Source organism: Streptomyces sp. NPDC059582 (assembly GCF_042735715.1).
In the GTDB taxonomy this organism is placed as follows: Bacteria; Actinomycetota; Actinomycetes; order Streptomycetales; family Streptomycetaceae; genus Streptomyces.
In genome coordinates, this window is record NZ_JBHWCC010000010.1 from 62,197 (window position 1) to 78,599 (window position 16,403).

A 16,403-nucleotide genomic window follows, 5' to 3' on the forward strand; every position below is an offset into this window, starting at 1 on the left:
CCCGCCGCACCCGTCGTGCGTTTCGGCGCCGCCGGGCTCGCTGGGCCTGCCGTGCGTGGCGCGCCTGCTGCCCCCGGCGTGCGGGCCTGGCCCACGACGCCCGTCCTGCCCGCCTTGCCTGCCGGGCCCGCCGCGCCCGGCCTACGGTCTTGGCCCGCCGCACCCGTCGTGCGTTTCGGCGCCGCCGGGCTCGCTGGGCCTGCCGTGCGTGGCGCGCCTGCTGCCCCCGGCGTGCGGGCCTGGCCCACCACGCCCGTCCTGCCCGCCTTGCCTGCCGGGCCCGCCGCGCCCGGCCTACGGTCTTGGCCCGCCGCACCCGCCTGGCCCGCCGCACCCGTCGTGCGTGGCGCGCCAGTCGTGTCCGCCTGGCCCGTCGTGCGTGGCGTGCCTGCTTGGCTCGGTGCGGGCGCTGTGCCCGCTGGGACTGCCCGGCCCGTCTTGCAGACCGGGCCTCGCGTACCGACCGCGCTTGCCGTGTTCGCCGGACCTCGCGTTCCGGCATTGCCTGCCGAACCCGTCGTGCCCGCCGCACCCGTGGTGCCTGCCGGGCCCGCCGGGCTTGCCGCACCCGGCATACGGCCGTGACCCGCCGCACCCGCCTGGCCCGCCGCACCCGTCGTGCGTGGCGCACCCGCCTGGCCCGCCTGGCCCGTCGTGCGTGGCGCGCCAGTCGTGCCCGCCTGGCCCGTCGTGCGTGGCGTGCCTGCCTGGCCCGTGGTGCGTGGCGTGCCTGCTTGGCTCGGTGCGGGCGCTGTGCCCGCTGGGACTGCCCGGCCCGTCTTGCAGACCGGGCCTCGCGCACCGACCGCGCTTGCCGTGTTCGCCGGAGTCGGTATTTCGGCCGAGCCTGCCGCGCCTGCTCTGCCCGCTGGACTGGCCGGCCCCTCCTGGGCCGCCTTCCCTTCCGGGCCAGGCGTGCCGACCTTTCCTCCCGCGCCTGCTGGAGCCGCCGCGCCCCCCGCGCCCGCCGGGCGTGCCGGGGTCGTATGGCCCGCCGGACCTGCCGTGCCCACCTTGCCCCCCGGGCCCCCCGGGCCCGGGCCCACCTCGCCCCCCGGGCCCCCCGCGTCAGCCGCGTCGTTCTCGGCCGGGCCGGACCCACCGCTCGCCGTCGTTTCTGCGCCCGCAGCCGCAGGTGCTGTCCCGGCCCCGGTGGTTCCCGTGGTCCGCCTGGTTCTGTCGACCGCTGTGTTCGTCATCGTGATCCCTCCCCGATGCGCTCGCGCCCCCGATGCGCCGTGGCGGAGCGCACGTTATGCGCTGCCGTGGGCGATGGGGCGGTAGTTGGGCGGGATGTCACTCGAACGGGGAATCGGGCGGTGACACGGGAACCGGTCCAGTGGACGGCCGGGTAGACGGCCGCCCTTTCCCCCGCGCGGCCGGGCTGCGATGATCGGGGCGAAGTCGGTTGTTAACCCGCGTTAACCGGAGGGTGTCATGAGCGAGGAGCGGTTCGGGGAGTTCGTGCTGGTGAGGCGGCACGGTGACGGGCATGTCGCCGAACTCGCCCTCGACCGGCCCAAGGCCATGAACGCCGTGTCCACCGGGATGGCCGGGTCGATCGCCGAGGCGTGCGCCGCGCTGGGCGCCGACCGGGACGTACGGGTGGTGGTGCTGACCTCGACGCACGAGCGGGCGTTCTGTGTGGGGGCCGACCTGAAGGAGCGCAACTCCTTCAGCGACGCCGAGCTGGTGCGGCAGCGGCCGGTCGCGCGAGGCGCGTACACCGGGGTGCTGGAGCTGCCGGTGCCGACGGTCGCGTCGGTGCACGGGTTCGCGCTCGGCGGGGGCTTCGAGCTCGCGCTCTCCTGCGATGTGATCGTGGCCGACGCCACGGCGGTGGTGGGGCTGCCCGAGGTGTCCGTGGGCGTGATTCCGGGCGGTGGCGGCACCCAGCTGCTGCCGCGCCGGATCGGGGCCGCGCGGGCCGCCGAGCTGATCTTCACCGCGCGACGGGTCGAGGCCGCCGAGGCGCGGGAGCTGGGCCTGGTGGACGTACTGGTGGAGGAGGGGCGGGACCGGGTGGAGGCGCTGGCGCTGGCGTCCCGGATCGCGGCCAACTCGCCGGTGGGCCTGCGGGCAGCGAAGCGGGCGCTGCGGCTCGGGCACGGGCTGGATCTGCGGGCCGGGCTGGAGGTCGAGGACGCGGCCTGGCGGTCGGTGGCGTTCTCGGGGGACCGGGCGGAGGGCGTGGCGGCGTTCAACGAGAAGCGGAAGCCCCAGTGGCCCGGGGAGTGAGCCGCGAGGCGAGGTGAGGGCGGTCGTACGGTCGTGCGCCGTACGGCCCCGTGGGTCGGCGGGAGCTCGATTCCGCACCGTCCACCTGTTCGCCGTATCAATGTCCCTATTGCCACCGAACGTCCCTAACCTGGAGTGATGGGTGAGGACAGGCGGCTCGCGGGCGTGGTGGCGTTGGCGCAGGGGATGGCGGCGGCCCACTCCCCGCGCGAGTCCTGGCGGGCGGCGGCCCTCGGGGCCTGCCGGGCGCTGTCCGGGAACTTCGCCGCACTGTCGACGTGGGAGCGGGAGCTCGGCCGGCTGCGGGTCCTCGTGAACGTGGGGGACCGCGCCCCGGACGAGGAGGAGTTCCCCGAGGGGGAGGCCTATCCCGTGCACCAGTTCCCGGAGATCACCGAGTTCCTGCACGAGCGCTGGGCCGCGGGCGGTGAGCCCAACGCCTGGGTCGAGACCGCCTACGGCCCGGCCCACGGCAGTCCCGGCTACTGCCATCAGCGCGTCTCCGCCCTGCGTCGCCGAGGTCGCGGCTGTTGTGTCGTCGCCCCCCTCGTGCTGCACGGCCGCGCCTGGGGCGAGCTCTATGTAGCCCGCTCGGCCTCCGACCCCGTCTTCGACCGCGGGGACGCCGACTTCGCCACCGTCCTGGCCTCGGTCGTCGCCGCCGGGATCGCCCAGACCGAGCGGCTGGAGGAGGCCCGCAGGCTCGCGTTCACCGACGCGCTGACCGGGCTCGCCAACCGCCGCGCCGTGGACGTGGGCCTCGACGAGGCGATCGAGCGGCACCGGCGGGACGGTGTCGCGGTCAGCCTCGTCGTCTGCGACCTCAACGGCCTCAAGCGCGTCAACGACACCCGTGGGCACGCCGTGGGCGACCGGCTCCTCGAACGGTTCGGGTCCGTGCTGTCGCTGTGCGGGGCGATGCTGCCCGGCGCCCTCGCCGCCCGGCTCGGCGGGGACGAGTTCTGCCTCCTCTCCGTCGGCCCGCCCGCCGACGACGTGGTGCGGACCGCCGGTGAACTCTGCCGCCGAGCGGCGGAGCTGGAGCTCGGCGAGGGGGTCGCCTGCGGGGTCGCGTCCACCGAGGACCCCATCGGGCCGGTCCACTCGGCGCGCCGGCTGTTCCGGCTCGCCGACGCGGCCCAGTACCAGGCCAAGGCCGTACGGGCGGCCCGGCCCGTGGTCGCCGGACGGGAGGGACCCGACGACCCCGTCGTCCGGCTGGCGGACACGCCCTCGCGGGAGGCGACCCCGGAGCGCCGCCGCTTCCGAGGGCGCCGCTGACGCCCCGACATGTGACCGAATCGGTAAGGGGTGAACCGGTCGCCCACTGGTGACAGTCAGGAATTCAGTGCGTACGCTCCTGAATATGGATATGCACACTGTGGTGGTGGGGACGTCCGGGGTCACCGCGTCCGACGTTCTCGCCGTGGCGCGCGACGGCGCCCGGATCGAACTCTCCGGCGAGGCGGTGGCGGCCCTCGCCGCGGCCCGCGAGATCGTCGAAGCGCTGGCGGCCAAACCCGAGCCCGTCTACGGCGTCTCCACCGGCTTCGGCGCCCTGGCGACCCGGCACATCAGCCCGGAGCTGCGCGCGCAGCTCCAGCGCAACATTGTCCGCTCGCACGCCGCCGGTCTGGGACCGCGGGTGGAGCGGGAGGTCGTACGGGCCCTGATGTTCCTGCGGCTGAAGACCGTGTGCTCCGGGCACACCGGCGTGCGGCCCGAGGTCGCGCAGACCATGGCCGACGTGCTGAACGCGGGCATCACCCCGGTCGTGCACGAGTACGGCTCGCTCGGCTGTTCCGGCGACCTGGCACCACTGTCCCACTGCGCCCTGACGCTCATGGGGGAGGGCGACGCCGAAGGCCCCGACGGGGTCGTCCGGCCCGCCGGCGAACTGCTCGCCGCGCACGGCATCGTGCCCGTCGAACTGCGCGAGAAGGAGGGCCTGGCCCTCCTCAACGGCACCGACGGCATGCTCGGCATGCTGATCATGGCGCTCGCCGACCTCGACACCCTCTACAAGTCCGCCGACGTCACCGCCGCGCTGTCGATGGAGGCCCTGCTCGGCACGGACCAGGTCCTCGCCCCCGAACTGCACGCCATCCGCCCGCACCCGGGCCAGGGCGCCGCCGCCGCCAACATGCTGGCCGTGCTGAAGGGTTCGGGTCTGACCGGGCATCACCAGGACGACGCCCCGCGGGTCCAGGACGCCTACTCGGTACGCTGCGCCCCGCAGGTCGCGGGCGCCGGCCGGGACACCATGGCGCACGCCCGGCTGGTCGCCGAGCGCGAGCTGGCCGCGGCCGTGGACAACCCGGTGGTGCTGCCCGACGGGCGGGTCGAGTCCAACGGCAACTTCCACGGCGCCCCGGTGGCCTACGTCCTGGACTTCCTCGCCATCGCCGCCGCCGACCTGGCCTCCATCGCCGAGCGCCGCACCGACCGGCTGCTGGACAAGAACCGCAGCCACGGTCTGCCGCCGTTCCTGGCGGACGACGCCGGCGTCGACTCCGGGCTGATGATCGCTCAGTACACGCAGGCCGCGCTGGTGAGCGAGCTCAAGCGGCTCGCGGTGCCCGCCTCGGCGGACTCCATCCCGTCCTCCGCCATGCAGGAGGACCACGTCTCCATGGGCTGGTCGGCGGCGCGCAAGCTGCGCACGGCCGTGGACAACCTCGCGCGCGTGCTCGCCGTGGAGCTGTACGCCGCCTCCCGCGCCATCGAGCTGCGTGAGGGTCTCACCCCGGCGCCGGCCTCGCGGGCGGCCATCGACGCCGTACGGGCGGCGGGGGTGCAGGGTCCCGGACCGGACCGCTTCCTCGCGCCCGACCTGGCCGCCGCCGACGCGTTCGTGCGGGCCGGCCTGCTGGTGACGGCGGTGGAGAGCGTCACCGGTCCCCTGCAGTAGGACGGTTCGGGCCCCGCCGGCGTACGGCGGGGCCCCGCACGTCACTTGAGCTTGGCCGCCTGGGCGTCGACCACGACGGCCGGGACGGTGTACGCCCCGCCGGACGTCAGCTTCATGAAGCTGACCGTGTAGTACGTGGCGATGGTGTTGCCGTGCCGCACCACCTCGGTGTGCACGTCGCCCGTTTCGCCCCCGTCCACCTTCCCGGAAGCGGCGAACGCCACCGACTCGTCTCCGGTGCCGGAGCCCTTCTCCGCGGCCACCTTGGTGAGCTTCTGGTCCTCGCCCTGCGCCGCGATGGTGAACCCGCCGGAGCAGCTCGCGACCGCGTCGGACACGGACCTGAAGGCCTTCTCGGCGCCGTCGCCGTCGTAGGAGGACAGGCCCACGACGGTCACGGTGACGTCGAACGCGTTGGCGAAGTCGTCCTCGGACACGTCCTCCAGGGACGTGGCGGTGCTCGTGGGCTTCTTGTCCTCGGTGGCGGTGCTGCTGACGCTCGCGTCGGTGTCGCCCGGCGCGAGGCCCGCCATGGCGTAGGCGAGCGGCCGGCACGGGGCCTTGTCGACCTTCACGGCGCTCTTGGAGCGCGGAAACGATTCGTCGGTCGCCTCGACCTTGTATCCCTTGACGTCGCCCTGGGCGACGAGCAGCTTCTTCAACTCGGCCGGGCCGAGCGCCTTCGCGGCCGGTCCCGTGGGCGACGCGGACGAGGCCGAGGACTGCGGACCCTTGCCCGCTCCCTCGGCATCGCCGGAACCCTCGTCGGAACAGCCCGTGATGAGGGCGAGCGACAACACACTCATGGCGGCCGTGGCGCCGAGACGCGCCCCCGATGATCTCTTCATGAGCGGACTATGAAGCGGAGGTCAAGGGAACGTCAAGTCGATTAAAAACCGAGGCGTTCGCGGCGTATCGAATACACCACGAAACCCGCCCCCACGCTGAGGAAGAGGCTGCCGCCCACCACGTACGGGGTGGTGTCGAAGCTTCCGGTGTCGGCGAGTTGGGTCTCCACGCCCGGATCGGACGTGGTCAGGGACGCGGCCCGCGCCTGCGTGGTGGCCCCGGCCGACGCGGTCGCCGGGGGCTGAGTTCTCGCCGGGTCGTCCTGGGAGGCGTTCGCGGACGGGACGAACCACAGGGCGCCCAGTACGGTCCCCGCGGCGGTGGCGGTCAGCAACGAACGGCGAGCTGATGACACGGAATATCGATCCCCTTGTGGCGCTGGTGAATTGGCCGTGTAGGTCGATGCTAATGAAAGTCGCGGGTCGTGGGAAAGTTACGGCAGGACGGAGCCGTACGCTCCGGAGCATGACTACTGAAGAGGCATCACGTTTTGTACGACTTCGCGTGGAACTCGTCGTGGAAGTGCACGACACCGACGCCGTGACGGCCGCCGCGCTGCAGCGGATCGCGGAGGACGACGAGCTCCCGGCCGACGAGCAGGCACACGCCGAGGGCGCTGTGACGGAAGACACCGCGGAGGCCCTCGCGTTTCTGATCGATCCGTTCGACCTGGTCAGCGAGGTGCCCGGAGTGGAGCTCCAACAGGCCTCCTGGTCGAGCGAGCTGATCGACTACGACCCTGATTCGCCTGACTGGGACCTGGACGAGGATGATGTCGTGGAGGACGAGGAGGACGACCGCGTGTCCGGCATCGGTTGAGCGGCCCGGGGAATGCGTGACTCCGGGTGGCAACCACCGCCCGGGGTTCCGTCGTCTCAAGGGGCGCACTGACCGACGCCCGCACCACTGGTCCCGGTGGGCGTGCCCTGACGGACGTGGCACTCCCCACACGGGGAAAGTGCGTGAAATCGGACGTACCGGTCGTAGCGTTGGTATTTCGTAACGGGGACTCTCGGGGTTTTGGGGAATTCGGCAACGATGGAGAAGCGTGTGATGACGGACAGTAAGCGGCGCAGGCGTCTCACGGCTGCGTCCGCCCTGCTCGGCGGTGTGCTCGTACTGACGGCCTGCTCCGGTGCGGATGCGGACGCGGACGGTGGCAACGAGAGCTCGCAAGCCAAGGTCGATGAGGCGGCTGCCAAGAAGACATCTGTGGCGCAGATCACGATTACGCCCAAGGACGGCTCGTCCAACGCCTCCATCAACAACTCCGCCGCCGTCACCGTGCGCAAGGGCACGCTCTCCGAGGTGAAGATGACGACGGCCGACGGCACCGCCGTCGCCGGCCAGCTCTCCGCCGACAAGACCAGCTGGAAGCCCAGCGCCCAGCTGGAGCGCTCGACCACCTACAAGGTCGCGGCCAGCGCGAAGGACGCGGACGGCCGTGAGGCCCACGAGAACGCCTCGTTCACCACGGTGTCCCCCGCCAACAGCTTCATAGGGAACTTCACGCCGGACGACGGCTCGACCGTCGGCGTCGGCATGCCCGTCTCGATCAACTTCAACAAGGCGATCACCGACAAGGCCGCCGTCCAGAAGGGCATCACGGTCACCTCCAGCAGCGGCCAGGAAGTCGTCGGCCACTGGTTCAACGCCAACCGGATCGACTTCCGCCCCGAGGACTACTGGAAGGAGAACTCCACCATCACGCTGAAGCTCGCGCTCGACGGTGTCGAGGGCGCCTCCGGTGTCTACGGCGTGCAGCAGAAGACGGTCACCTTCCACATCGGCCGCAACCAGGTCACCTACGTCGACGCGAAGACCAAGCAGATGAAGGTCACGCAGGACGGCAAGACGATCAAGACCATCCCGATCTCGGCCGGCTCGCCCGAGAACAAGACGTACGAGGGCCAGATGGTGATCTCCGAGAAGTTCAAGGAGACCCGGATGAACGGCGCGACGGTCGGCTTCACCGACGACGACGGCAAGGGCGAGTACGATATCAAGGACGTGCCGCACGCCATGCGCCTGACCAACTCCGGCACCTTCGTGCACGGCAACTACTGGGGCGCGAAGTCCATCTTCGGCAGCGTCAACACCAGCCACGGCTGCGTGGGCCTGTCGGACGCCAAGGGCGCCAAGGACGCGAGCACCCCGGCGGCCTGGTTCTACAACGGCTCGATCGTCGGTGACGTCGTGGTCGTGAGGAACACCGGCGACAAGACCGTCTCCCCGGACAACGGCCTCAACGGCTGGAACATGGACTGGGCGCAGTGGAAGGCGGGCTCGGAGGTCTGACGCCGGCCGACCCCACCCACAGCCGATCCGATGCCGCTCCCCGACCGGGGGGCGGCATCGGTGGTTCCGGGGGCGTTCCAGGGCCGTGATAGGGGTGTTCCGGGGACGCCATGGGGTCCCGCACAGCCTTCTCATGGTTCTTTTATTTCGGCCTTATCGAGTCATCACGCGCCGTACCTAGCTTGCGGCCATGTTCTTCACCTACCTGAGGCGCGAACTGCGCCGCCGCAGAAAAGCGGCCCTCGTCGTCGCCTCCGGACTCGCGCTGGGCATCGCGCTGGTCATCGTGGTCAACTCCGTGTCCTCCGGCATGGGGAAGGCCCAGGACAAGGTCCTCCAGTCGCTGTACGGGCTGGGCACCGACATGACGGTCACCAAGGCGGCCGAGCCCGCCGCCGCCGGCACCTCGGAGCGTCCGCGTTTCCAGTTCGACGCGCAGGACAGCGGCTCGGACAAGGAGCAGAGCACCGACCGGGTGATGGTCCAGGGCTTCCAGACCCTGCCCTCCTCGACCGTGGCCAAGGTCGGCGAGCAGAGCGGTGTCTCGGACGTCGTCGGCGGCCTGAGCCTCCAGGTCATCAAGGTCAGCGGCCAGTTCACCCGCGGCCAGTTCCAGCAGAACGGCAACGGCGACGGCCGGCGGGGCGACGGCCAGGGCGGCGGCCAGCCGCAGGGTGAGGTCCGCGGCGGCGGAGCCGACTTCGACGTCAACAACTACTCCGTCTACGGCACCGACGTCACCAAGCCGACGCTCGGCCCGCTGACCTCCTCCAAGATCAGCAGTGGTCGTACGTTCAAGACCTCCGAGGCCGGCACCGAGGTCGCCGTCCTCGACTCGGCGTACGCCAAGGAGAAGAAGCTCGAGGTCGGCTCCACCGTCACCATCAAGAGCGTCAAGTTCAAGGTGATCGGCGTCGCGACGGCCGACAGCGGTGATTCCGCGGCCGACGTCTACATCCCGTTGACGCAGGCTCAGACGATCAGCGACTCGAAGAACAAGGTCACCACGATCTACGTCAAGGCGACCGACTCGCAGAAGATCGACAGCGTCAAGTCCACGATCCAGAAGAACGTCTCGGGTACGACCGTCACGACCTCTGCGGACCTCGCGGACACCGTCTCCGGCTCCCTGTCCACCGCCTCCAGCCTCGCCACCGACGTCGGCAAGTGGCTGTCCATCGCGGTGCTCGTGGCCGCGTTCCTGGTCGCCGGTCTGCTGACCTCCTCGGCGGTCTCCCGCCGGGTGCGCGAGTTCGGCACGCTCAAGGCGCTGGGCTGGAAGTCCGGCCGGGTGACCCGCCAGGTCATCGGCGAGGCCATGGTCAACGGCCTGCTCGGCGGTGCCCTCGGTATCGCGCTCGGCCTGGCGGGCGCGTACGTCGTCACCGCGGTCAGCCCGACGCTCCAGGCCCAGACGGGCGGCGGAGGCGGCGGCGCGGGAGGCGGCCCCGGTGGCGGCGGCTTCGGTGGTGGCGGCTTCGGCGGCGGTGGCCGGCAGGCCGCGGCCAAGACCCTCGACGTCGCGCTGACCGCGCCCGTCAGCCTCACCACCGTCGCCCTCGCGGTCGGCCTGGCCGTCACCGGCGGCCTGGTCGCCGGTGCCTTCGGCGGCTGGCGGGCCTCACGACTGCGTCCGGCGGACGCCCTGCGCCGCGTCGAGTAGCCGCGGACAGCAGCCTGCGCCGAGTCGAGTGGCCGGCGCCCCGCACGGTTCCCGCGGCCCAGGGGGCCCGCCCGCCGAGCGGCGGGCCCCCGTCCCACACCTCACCCAGGAGTTGCACCCACCATGTACGAACTCAGAAGCGTCACCAAGCGCTACACCCGGGGCAAGGACACCGTCCACGCGCTCGACGGCATCGACCTGACCATCGCCGACGGCGACCGGCTCGTCATCCAGGGGCCCACCGGCGGCGGCAAGTCCACCCTGCTCCAGATGCTCGGCGGACTCGACCGGCCCACCTCGGGCGAGGTCGTCCTCGACGGCACCGACCTCGCCCTGCTGTCGGAGGCCAAGCTCACCAAGGTGCGCAGCGAGAACATCGGCTTCGTCTTCCAGTCCTTCAACCTCATCCCGACGCTGACCGCGCAGGAGAACGTCGAGACCGCCCTCGTACCGCTCGGCGTGAAGGCGAAGGACAGGCGCGAACGGGCCGCCGAGGCGCTGCGGTCGGTCGGGCTCGGCGAGCGGCTGGCGCACCTGCCCGGCGAGATGTCCGGCGGCCAGCAGCAGCGCGTCGCCATCGCCCGCGCCCTCGTGAAGCAGCCGAAGGTGCTGCTCGCCGACGAACCCACCGGCAACCTCGACGAGAGCATGCGCGACGAGATCATGGAGGTGCTGGAGCGCATGTGGAAGGAGCACGGGCTGACCTTCATCATGGTCACCCACGACTCCGCGATCGCGAAGAAGGCCCCGCGGCTGGCGACCATCCGCAAGGGCCGGATCACGATCAAGGAGAACGCGAACTCGTAGCCCGGCAGTCCGCCCGCCGTGGTGCCCGATCACCCCCGGCACATCGCGTGTCGCGGGGGTGGTCCCGGCAGGCTCAGGCCTGGGCCACCCGGGTCGCGTCCGTCCCCCAGCTCGCCAGCAGGCGCAGCGCGTCCGCGGACGGGGAGCACGGCTCGGCGTGGTAGGCGACGAGCGTCTGCTCGGTGTCGTCGACCAGCCGGAACGAGTCGTACGGAAGAGCCAGTTCGCCCACGAGCGGGTGGTGCAGGTGCTTGACGCCGTGGCTCTTCTCCTTGACGTCGTGGGTCGCCCACAGCCGCCGGAATTCCGCGCTCTTCACGGACAGTTCGCCGACCAGCGCCGACAGGCGCGGATCGTCCGGATAGCAGCCGGCGTCCATGCGCAGGGCGCACACGATGTCGATCGCCTTCTGCTCCCAGTCCACGAACAGATCGTGGTAATCGGGCTGGAGGAAGACCAGCCGTGCCCAGTTGCGCTCCGCCACCGGCAGCGCGCTCCAGTCGCCGAAGACCGCGGCCGCCATCCGGTTCCACGCCAGGATCTCGGTGCGCCGCCCCACGACGTACGCCGGAGCGCCGTCCATGGTGTCCAGCAGCTGCCGCAGCGAGATCCGCACCTGCTGCTGCCGCCCCGAGGTCTTCTTCTTGTGCTGCTTCGGCTTCGCCAGATGCGTGAGGTGCGCGTGCTCGGCGTCGGTCAGCCGCAGCGCCCGCGCGATCGCGTCCAGCACCTCCGCCGACACGTTCCGCCCGTTGCCCTGCTCCAGGCGCGTGTAGTACGCCACGGACACCCCGGCGAGCTGCGCCAGCTCCTCGCGGCGCAGTCCGGGCACCCTGCGGTGCCGCCCGAACTCGGGCAGGCCCACGTCCTCCGGCTTCAGCCGGGCCCGGCGCGTGCGCAGGAACTCGCTGAGCTCGGTCCGGCGGTCGAGGGCCCGGCCGGCGTCCGGCGTCCCCGGTACGGGCTCGGGCTGTTCGTCCATACGACCAGTATTCACGGCCGGTTGCTGGTCGTACGAACCCGAGCCTGACCCCGCCAGTAGTAGGAACACCGGTCGTAGGCAGAAGTGTGGTCTGGGTGGAGGGGGGAACGTGGGGCAGGCTGGACAGCGTGCCCGGTCGAAGGCGGCCGGGTGCGGAATCATCAGCTAGGAGACCCTCGGCATGACCACTGTTGCTGCCTACGCCGCCCCCGCTGCCAAGGCGCCGCTGGAGCGCACCACGATCGAGCGCCGCGCGGTCCGCGAGTTCGACGTGCTGATCGACATCAAGTTCGCGGGCATCTGCCACTCGGACATCCACCAGGCCCGCGAGGGCTGGGGCGAGGCCATCTTCCCGATGGTCCCCGGCCACGAGATCGCGGGCGTCGTCTCCGAGGTCGGCCCCGGCGTGACCAGGTTCGCCGTCGGCGACCGGGTGGGCGTCGGCTGCATGGTCGACTCCTGCCGCGAGTGCGAGAACTGCGAGGCGGGCCTGGAGCAGTACTGCACCCAGGGCGCCACCATGACGTACAACGGCGTCGGCCGTGACGGCGAGCCCACCTACGGCGGCTACTCCGAGAAGGTCGTCGTCGACGAGAACTACGTCGTCCGCATCCCGGACGGCCTGAAGCTCGACGAGGCCGCGCCGCTGCTGTGCGCCGGCATCACCCTGTACTCCCCGCTCAGGCACTGGAACGCCGGCCCCGGCAAGAAGGTCGCCATCCTCGGCATGGGCGGCCTCGGCCACATGGGCGTCAAGATCGCGCACGCGCTCGGCGCCGAGGTGACCGTGCTGTCGCAGTCCCTGCGCAAGAAGGACGACGGCCTGAGGCTGGGCGCGGACCACTACTACGCCACCAGCGACCCGAAGACCTTCGAGGAGCTCAAGGGCACCTTCGACCTGATCGTCTCGACGGTGTCGGCACCGCTGGACTTCGGGGCGTTCCTGTCCCTGCTGAAGTCCGACGGCGCGCTGGTGAACGTGGGCGCTCCCGAGGACCCGATCTCCCTGAACCTGTTCTCGGTGATCGCCGGCCGCAAGACGCTGGCCGGCTCCAGCATCGGCGGCATCCGGGAGACCCAGGAGATGCTGGACTTCTGCGCCGAGCACGGCTTGGGCGCCGAGATCGAGCTGATCGGCGCCGACCAGATCAACGAGGCGTACGAGCGGGTCCTGGCCAGCGATGTGCGGTACCGGTTCGTGATCGACACCGCGACGATCTGATCGACACGCGACGATCTGATCGACACGCGACGACCTGACCGACACCGCGACGGTCTGATCCGTCGCCCGGTCCGGCCCCGTCCGGTACCCGAATCGGTACCGGACGGGTCGGACCGTACCCCTGTGGTTGCTGGACTGCTCCCATCTCCGACTCAGGCCTACCCAGGTAAGGGTCACCTAAGTCGACGCAGGAGTACGGTGGTGAAGGAGGAGGTTTCACACGATGACCGTGCAGCTGAACCACACCATCGTCGTCGCACACGACAGGGAGGCCTCGGCCCGCTTCCTCGCTCACATCCTCGGCCTCGAGGTGAGCCCGCGGTACGGCCCCTTCATCCCGGTGCAGATACCCAACGGCGTGACCCTCGACTACGCGGCCACCGACGGGGAGATCGCGCCGCAGCACTACGCGTTCCTGGTGTCCGAGGAGGACTTCGACACCATCTTCGCCCGCGTCCGCGAGGCCGGCCTCACCTACTGGGCGGACCCCTTCCGTACCCGCCCCGGCGAGATCAACCACAACGACGGCGGCCGCGGCACCTACTTCGACGACCCGAACGGCCACCGCCTGGAAATCCTCACAAGACCGTACGGGAGCGAGGCCGCGACCTGACGGGGACGGGGATCAGAAGCACCCGCCGGCGGGGTAGGACCGCACGAGGACGCCGACGCCCGTGGGGGTGTGACTCCTCGGTTCATGACAGGCGAGTTCGTCACTCCTGTCGCCGGGCGCGGGTCGCACGGTGTGCGCGCGCCCGAGTCCCGCGACCCGGGCGCGGCCCTCCTGGTCCACCTCGACCACCGTGTTCTCGTCGACGGCGGCGCCCCACGGGATCCGCCCGTCCGCCACCGCCGCGACCAGCCGCGCCAGCGTCCCCCACTGCGCCGCGTGCACGTCGACACCGAAGGGCACGAGCCCGAGCCCCGGCCGAACCTCGACCTCCGCCAGATCCTCCGCGGTGTCCTCCGGGCACACCGCGACCCCGTCCGACAGCCACCCGCCCACCACCGCGTCCCGCGCCGCGACGGCGGCACCGGCGGAGAACCCGGCGTACGGCACACGGCGCTCGGCCAGCATCCTGGGCAACCGGTCGAGGCAGTCCGCGAAGGCCTCCTGGTACGCGGGCGTCAGCCCGCCGCACACCAACAGCCCGTCCACGCCCGCCAGTGCCGTACCGGGATCGAACCGCCCGCCGACCGGCACGAGCAGCGGCACGGGCACGCAGTCCCCGGCCGCGCGCAACGCGCCGTCGTACCGCGCGAACTGCTCGGCCCGTCACCCTCGTCGACGATCACACACCCGATACGCGGCCCACCGGCCGCCCGCAGAAAGCCCCCGTGCACGGCCCCGAGTGCCGCGGGGTCCCACCCCCCACCGACCAGGAACGTACGCACCTCCGTCGACGGCGAGCAGGGCGCGGCCGGGTGACGCATCCCGTCATCCCTGGAGATGGACAAGGAGTCCCTCCTCGACCGGGTAGGGGCGTTCCTCGGGCAGCAGCCGGGCGGCCGAGTCCAGGTCCCCGCCGCTGACGAGGGCGCGGACCTCGCGGGCGAGAGGGGTCACGTCGCGGATGGCGACGGTCCACTCGTCCGCGAATCTCATGTCCCGACGTATCGCCCTGTCCGTGGCCGCCGGTGTCGTTGTCCTCGGCGGTGCCGGTGCTTTCGCTCTCGCCCACGCCGGGGAGCAGCCTCCGGCGCCGGCGGGCAGCACCGCCCGCTACACCGCTCCCCACGGCGACCGCGACGGCTCGCTGACCTTCGTCACCGACGTCACGGCGTCCTCCGGTGTCAAGGACGTGAAGGTGTTGGCCTGGCCGGGGAACTCGGCCCTCGCCAAGAAGGAGCCGACCGCAAAGGACATGGCCTTCGTGGAGTCGGCCGCCTGCAAGCCAGCAGGGGAGGACACCGTGCACTGCACCTACACCGCGAAGGTCACCGGTCCCGAGGCCGAGTCGTCCCCGCGCGGCGTCTGGCGCGTCGCCGTCCTGGCCACCGCGCAGGACGGCACGACGATCCTGGACACCAAGGCGGCCGGCTTCACCGTCGAATAGCTCGTCGTCAAGTAGCTTGTCGTCAGGTGACTTTTCGTCAACTGCCCCAGACACCCACGTGAGCGAGAGCGAGTGCGTGCGACGACGCGCACCCGCCGATCAAGCCCGCAGCCCCTTGAGCCCGTCGTAGGCGGTCATCACAAGTTCCAGCCCCCGGTTGTCGTCCGCGGGTTCGCGCATCTGGTTGGTCACGTAGGCCACCGCCATACGGGCCTCGGGATCGATCATGACCAGGGAGCCGCCCCAACCGCCCCACCCGAGGGTGTTGCCGAACAGTCCGTAGCCCAGCCCGTAACGGACCGGCATGCCCAGGCGGCGGTCCTCGCCGCTGAACTGCTCCTCCCTCGCACGGTCACAGCCCGCCCGCGACAGCAGTCGCACCCCACCCACTGCTCCCCCGCAGGCCGTCACCGACTGCGCGAGGGCGACCGAGCGGGCGTTGCCGAAGCCGCTCGCCGCGGGGATCTGCGCACGACGCCAGGCCACGCTGTTCCCGTCACGGACCCGTACGGCGGTGCCGTCGGCGGAGGGCGAGCTGCTGCCGGGCGCGCTCGCGGCATAGTCCTCGTCCCGGGACGAGGGCGGGACGGCCGGCGCCACCCGGTGGTCGTGCTCGGCGGGCAGTCCGATGTGGAAGTCGGCACCCAGCGGTCCGGCCACCTCTTCCGCGAAGAATTCGCCCAGGCCGCGGCCGGTGATCCGGCGGACGACCTCGCCCACGAGGAACCCCTGGGTGAGCGAGTGGTACCCGGCCGCGCCGCCCGGTTCCCATTGCGGAGCCTGCGCGGCCAGACGTGACGTGGCGGACGACCAGTCGTAGAGGTCCTCGATCGGCCCGTCCCAGTCGGGCAGGCCGGCGGTGTGCGAGAGCAGGTGTCGCACCAGCACGCCTTCCTTGCCCGCCGTGGCGAACTCGGGCCAGTACCGGGCGACCGGCGCGGCCGGATCGAGGTCGCCGCGGTCGGCCAGGACCAGCGCGCACAGCGCCGTCATCGTCTTGGTGACGGACCAGACGTTGGTGATCGTGTCCCGCTGCCACGGGAGCGTGCGGTCCGCGTCGGCGTACCCGCCCCAGACGTCCACCACCGGCTCGCCGTCCACGAAGACCGCGACCGAGCCGCCCACGTCTCCGTCGTCGAGCAACCCGGACAGCGCACTCGGCACCGCGGTGAACAGATCGTCGTACGAGCCCTGAATATCGGCCATGCGCCGTATTAGCGCGCATCGGCGCCTCGGGGGCAATCGAATATCTCGGCCGACGCATGCGCCGGGCACTCTGCCGATCACGCGCAGCCCGGCATCCGGCATCCGGCATGCGTGGCTATGCGGGAGGAGGACTGCCGGGCACTGCGCGCCCCCACGGGCCGGGACGTCGT

16 protein-coding genes are annotated in these 16,403 nt (G+C 71.5%); 10 read left to right on the forward strand and 6 right to left on the reverse strand.

Annotated elements, in window-relative coordinates; genetic code table 11:
• The first annotated feature begins 1,437 nt into the window (after positions 1 to 1,437).
• The 3 genes from ACFV0T_RS11790 (at position 1,438) to hutH (ending at position 5,149) form a co-directional block, all read left to right on the forward strand.
• A complete protein-coding gene (locus ACFV0T_RS11790; protein WP_385777121.1) occupies positions 1,438 to 2,238 on the forward strand; it encodes an enoyl-CoA hydratase/isomerase family protein in 801 nt (266 codons plus the stop codon).
• Between the two features lie 138 nt (positions 2,239 to 2,376).
• Positions 2,377 to 3,519 (forward strand): diguanylate cyclase domain-containing protein, encoded by a 1,143-nt coding sequence (locus ACFV0T_RS11795; RefSeq protein WP_385777122.1) that lies wholly within the window; start codon positions 2,377 to 2,379, stop codon positions 3,517 to 3,519.
• A gap of 91 nt (positions 3,520 to 3,610) precedes the next feature.
• Positions 3,611 to 5,149: a histidine ammonia-lyase gene (hutH, locus tag ACFV0T_RS11800; protein WP_385777386.1), complete on the forward strand. Its 1,539-nt coding sequence runs from the start codon at positions 3,611 to 3,613 to the stop codon at positions 5,147 to 5,149.
• A 41-nt stretch (positions 5,150 to 5,190) separates the two neighbouring features.
• On the opposite strand, the gene ACFV0T_RS11805 is transcribed toward hutH, so the two are convergent.
• Together ACFV0T_RS11805 and ACFV0T_RS11810 are read right to left on the reverse strand one after the other, a co-directional pair.
• A complete protein-coding gene (locus tag ACFV0T_RS11805; protein WP_385777124.1) occupies positions 5,191 to 5,997 on the reverse strand; it encodes a hypothetical protein in 807 nt (268 codons plus the stop codon).
• A gap of 41 nt (positions 5,998 to 6,038) precedes the next feature.
• A complete protein-coding gene (locus ACFV0T_RS11810) occupies positions 6,039 to 6,353 on the reverse strand; it encodes an LAETG motif-containing sortase-dependent surface protein (protein ID WP_385777126.1) in 315 nt (104 codons plus the stop codon).
• Between the two features lie 110 nt (positions 6,354 to 6,463).
• Between ACFV0T_RS11810 and ACFV0T_RS11815 the strand changes: the two genes are divergently transcribed.
• From ACFV0T_RS11815 to ACFV0T_RS11830, 4 genes are all read left to right on the forward strand, one after another.
• Positions 6,464 to 6,817, forward strand: a complete 354-nt coding sequence (locus ACFV0T_RS11815) for a hypothetical protein (protein WP_385777128.1) — start codon at positions 6,464 to 6,466, stop codon at positions 6,815 to 6,817.
• A gap of 234 nt (positions 6,818 to 7,051) precedes the next feature.
• Positions 7,052 to 8,296: an Ig-like domain-containing protein gene (locus ACFV0T_RS11820; protein ID WP_385777130.1), complete on the forward strand. Its 1,245-nt coding sequence runs from the start codon at positions 7,052 to 7,054 to the stop codon at positions 8,294 to 8,296.
• Positions 8,297 to 8,486: 190 nt separating this feature from the next.
• Positions 8,487 to 9,959 carry an ABC transporter permease gene (locus tag ACFV0T_RS11825; protein WP_385777132.1) on the forward strand — a complete coding sequence of 491 codons (1,473 nt, stop codon included), beginning with the start codon at positions 8,487 to 8,489 and terminating at the stop codon, positions 9,957 to 9,959.
• 123 nt (positions 9,960 to 10,082) lie between these two features.
• Positions 10,083 to 10,766, forward strand: coding sequence for an ABC transporter ATP-binding protein (locus ACFV0T_RS11830; RefSeq protein WP_385777134.1), 684 nt, complete (start codon positions 10,083 to 10,085; stop codon positions 10,764 to 10,766).
• A 73-nt stretch (positions 10,767 to 10,839) separates the two neighbouring features.
• Here ACFV0T_RS11830 and ACFV0T_RS11835 read toward each other — a convergent pair whose 3' ends face one another.
• On the reverse strand, positions 10,840 to 11,748 hold the full coding sequence (locus ACFV0T_RS11835) for a helix-turn-helix domain-containing protein (protein WP_385777135.1): 909 nt from the start codon (positions 11,746 to 11,748) through the stop codon (positions 10,840 to 10,842).
• A gap of 181 nt (positions 11,749 to 11,929) precedes the next feature.
• Here ACFV0T_RS11835 and ACFV0T_RS11840 point away from each other — a divergent pair, with 181 nt between their 5' ends.
• Positions 11,930 to 12,970: an NAD(P)-dependent alcohol dehydrogenase gene (locus ACFV0T_RS11840; RefSeq protein WP_385777137.1), complete on the forward strand. Its 1,041-nt coding sequence runs from the start codon at positions 11,930 to 11,932 to the stop codon at positions 12,968 to 12,970.
• Between the two features lie 223 nt (positions 12,971 to 13,193).
• A complete protein-coding gene (locus ACFV0T_RS11845) occupies positions 13,194 to 13,583 on the forward strand; it encodes a VOC family protein (protein ID WP_385777139.1) in 390 nt (129 codons plus the stop codon).
• Between the two features lie 12 nt (positions 13,584 to 13,595).
• Here ACFV0T_RS11845 and ACFV0T_RS11850 read toward each other — a convergent pair whose 3' ends face one another.
• Together ACFV0T_RS11850 and ACFV0T_RS11855 are read right to left on the reverse strand one after the other, a co-directional pair.
• On the reverse strand, positions 13,596 to 14,213 hold the full coding sequence (locus tag ACFV0T_RS11850) for a hypothetical protein (protein WP_385777141.1): 618 nt from the start codon (positions 14,211 to 14,213) through the stop codon (positions 13,596 to 13,598).
• 195 nt (positions 14,214 to 14,408) lie between these two features.
• Complete coding sequence (locus ACFV0T_RS11855) at positions 14,409 to 14,576, reverse strand: DUF4291 family protein (protein WP_385777143.1); 168 nt, start codon at positions 14,574 to 14,576, stop codon at positions 14,409 to 14,411.
• On the opposite strand from ACFV0T_RS11855, the gene ACFV0T_RS11860 reads away from it, so the two are divergent.
• On the forward strand, positions 14,575 to 15,027 hold the full coding sequence (locus ACFV0T_RS11860) for a DUF5707 domain-containing protein (RefSeq protein ID WP_385777144.1): 453 nt from the start codon (positions 14,575 to 14,577) through the stop codon (positions 15,025 to 15,027). The genes ACFV0T_RS11855 and ACFV0T_RS11860 overlap by 2 nt on opposite strands.
• A gap of 99 nt (positions 15,028 to 15,126) precedes the next feature.
• Here ACFV0T_RS11860 and ACFV0T_RS11865 read toward each other — a convergent pair whose 3' ends face one another.
• Complete coding sequence (locus ACFV0T_RS11865; RefSeq protein ID WP_385777147.1) at positions 15,127 to 16,233, reverse strand: serine hydrolase domain-containing protein; 1,107 nt, start codon at positions 16,231 to 16,233, stop codon at positions 15,127 to 15,129.
• Positions 16,234 to 16,403: the final 170 nt, after the last annotated feature.

Bases quoted from the DNA above. Each gene is read 5' to 3' on its own strand.
- ACFV0T_RS11815 (WP_385777128.1), top strand. From the start codon at position 6,464: ATGACTACTGAAGAGGCATCACGTTTTGTACGACTTCGCGTGGAACTC.
- ACFV0T_RS11790 (WP_385777121.1), top strand. From the start codon at position 1,438: ATGAGCGAGGAGCGGTTCGGGGAGTTCGTGCTGGTGAGGCGGCACGGT.
- ACFV0T_RS11795 (WP_385777122.1), top strand. From the start codon at position 2,377: ATGGGTGAGGACAGGCGGCTCGCGGGCGTGGTGGCGTTGGCGCAGGGG.
- ACFV0T_RS11845 (WP_385777139.1), top strand. From the start codon at position 13,194: ATGACCGTGCAGCTGAACCACACCATCGTCGTCGCACACGACAGGGAG.
- ACFV0T_RS11840 (WP_385777137.1), top strand. From the start codon at position 11,930: ATGACCACTGTTGCTGCCTACGCCGCCCCCGCTGCCAAGGCGCCGCTG.
- ACFV0T_RS11865 (WP_385777147.1), bottom strand. From the start codon at position 16,233: ATGGCCGATATTCAGGGCTCGTACGACGATCTGTTCACCGCGGTGCCG.
- ACFV0T_RS11825 (WP_385777132.1), top strand. From the start codon at position 8,487: ATGTTCTTCACCTACCTGAGGCGCGAACTGCGCCGCCGCAGAAAAGCG.
- ACFV0T_RS11835 (WP_385777135.1), bottom strand. From the start codon at position 11,748: ATGGACGAACAGCCCGAGCCCGTACCGGGGACGCCGGACGCCGGCCGG.
- ACFV0T_RS11820 (WP_385777130.1), top strand. From the start codon at position 7,052: ATGACGGACAGTAAGCGGCGCAGGCGTCTCACGGCTGCGTCCGCCCTG.
- ACFV0T_RS11805 (WP_385777124.1), bottom strand. From the start codon at position 5,997: ATGAAGAGATCATCGGGGGCGCGTCTCGGCGCCACGGCCGCCATGAGT.
- ACFV0T_RS11860 (WP_385777144.1), top strand. From the start codon at position 14,575: ATGTCCCGACGTATCGCCCTGTCCGTGGCCGCCGGTGTCGTTGTCCTC.
- ACFV0T_RS11855 (WP_385777143.1), bottom strand. From the start codon at position 14,576: ATGAGATTCGCGGACGAGTGGACCGTCGCCATCCGCGACGTGACCCCT.
- hutH (WP_385777386.1), top strand. From the start codon at position 3,611: ATGCACACTGTGGTGGTGGGGACGTCCGGGGTCACCGCGTCCGACGTT.
- ACFV0T_RS11830 (WP_385777134.1), top strand. From the start codon at position 10,083: ATGTACGAACTCAGAAGCGTCACCAAGCGCTACACCCGGGGCAAGGAC.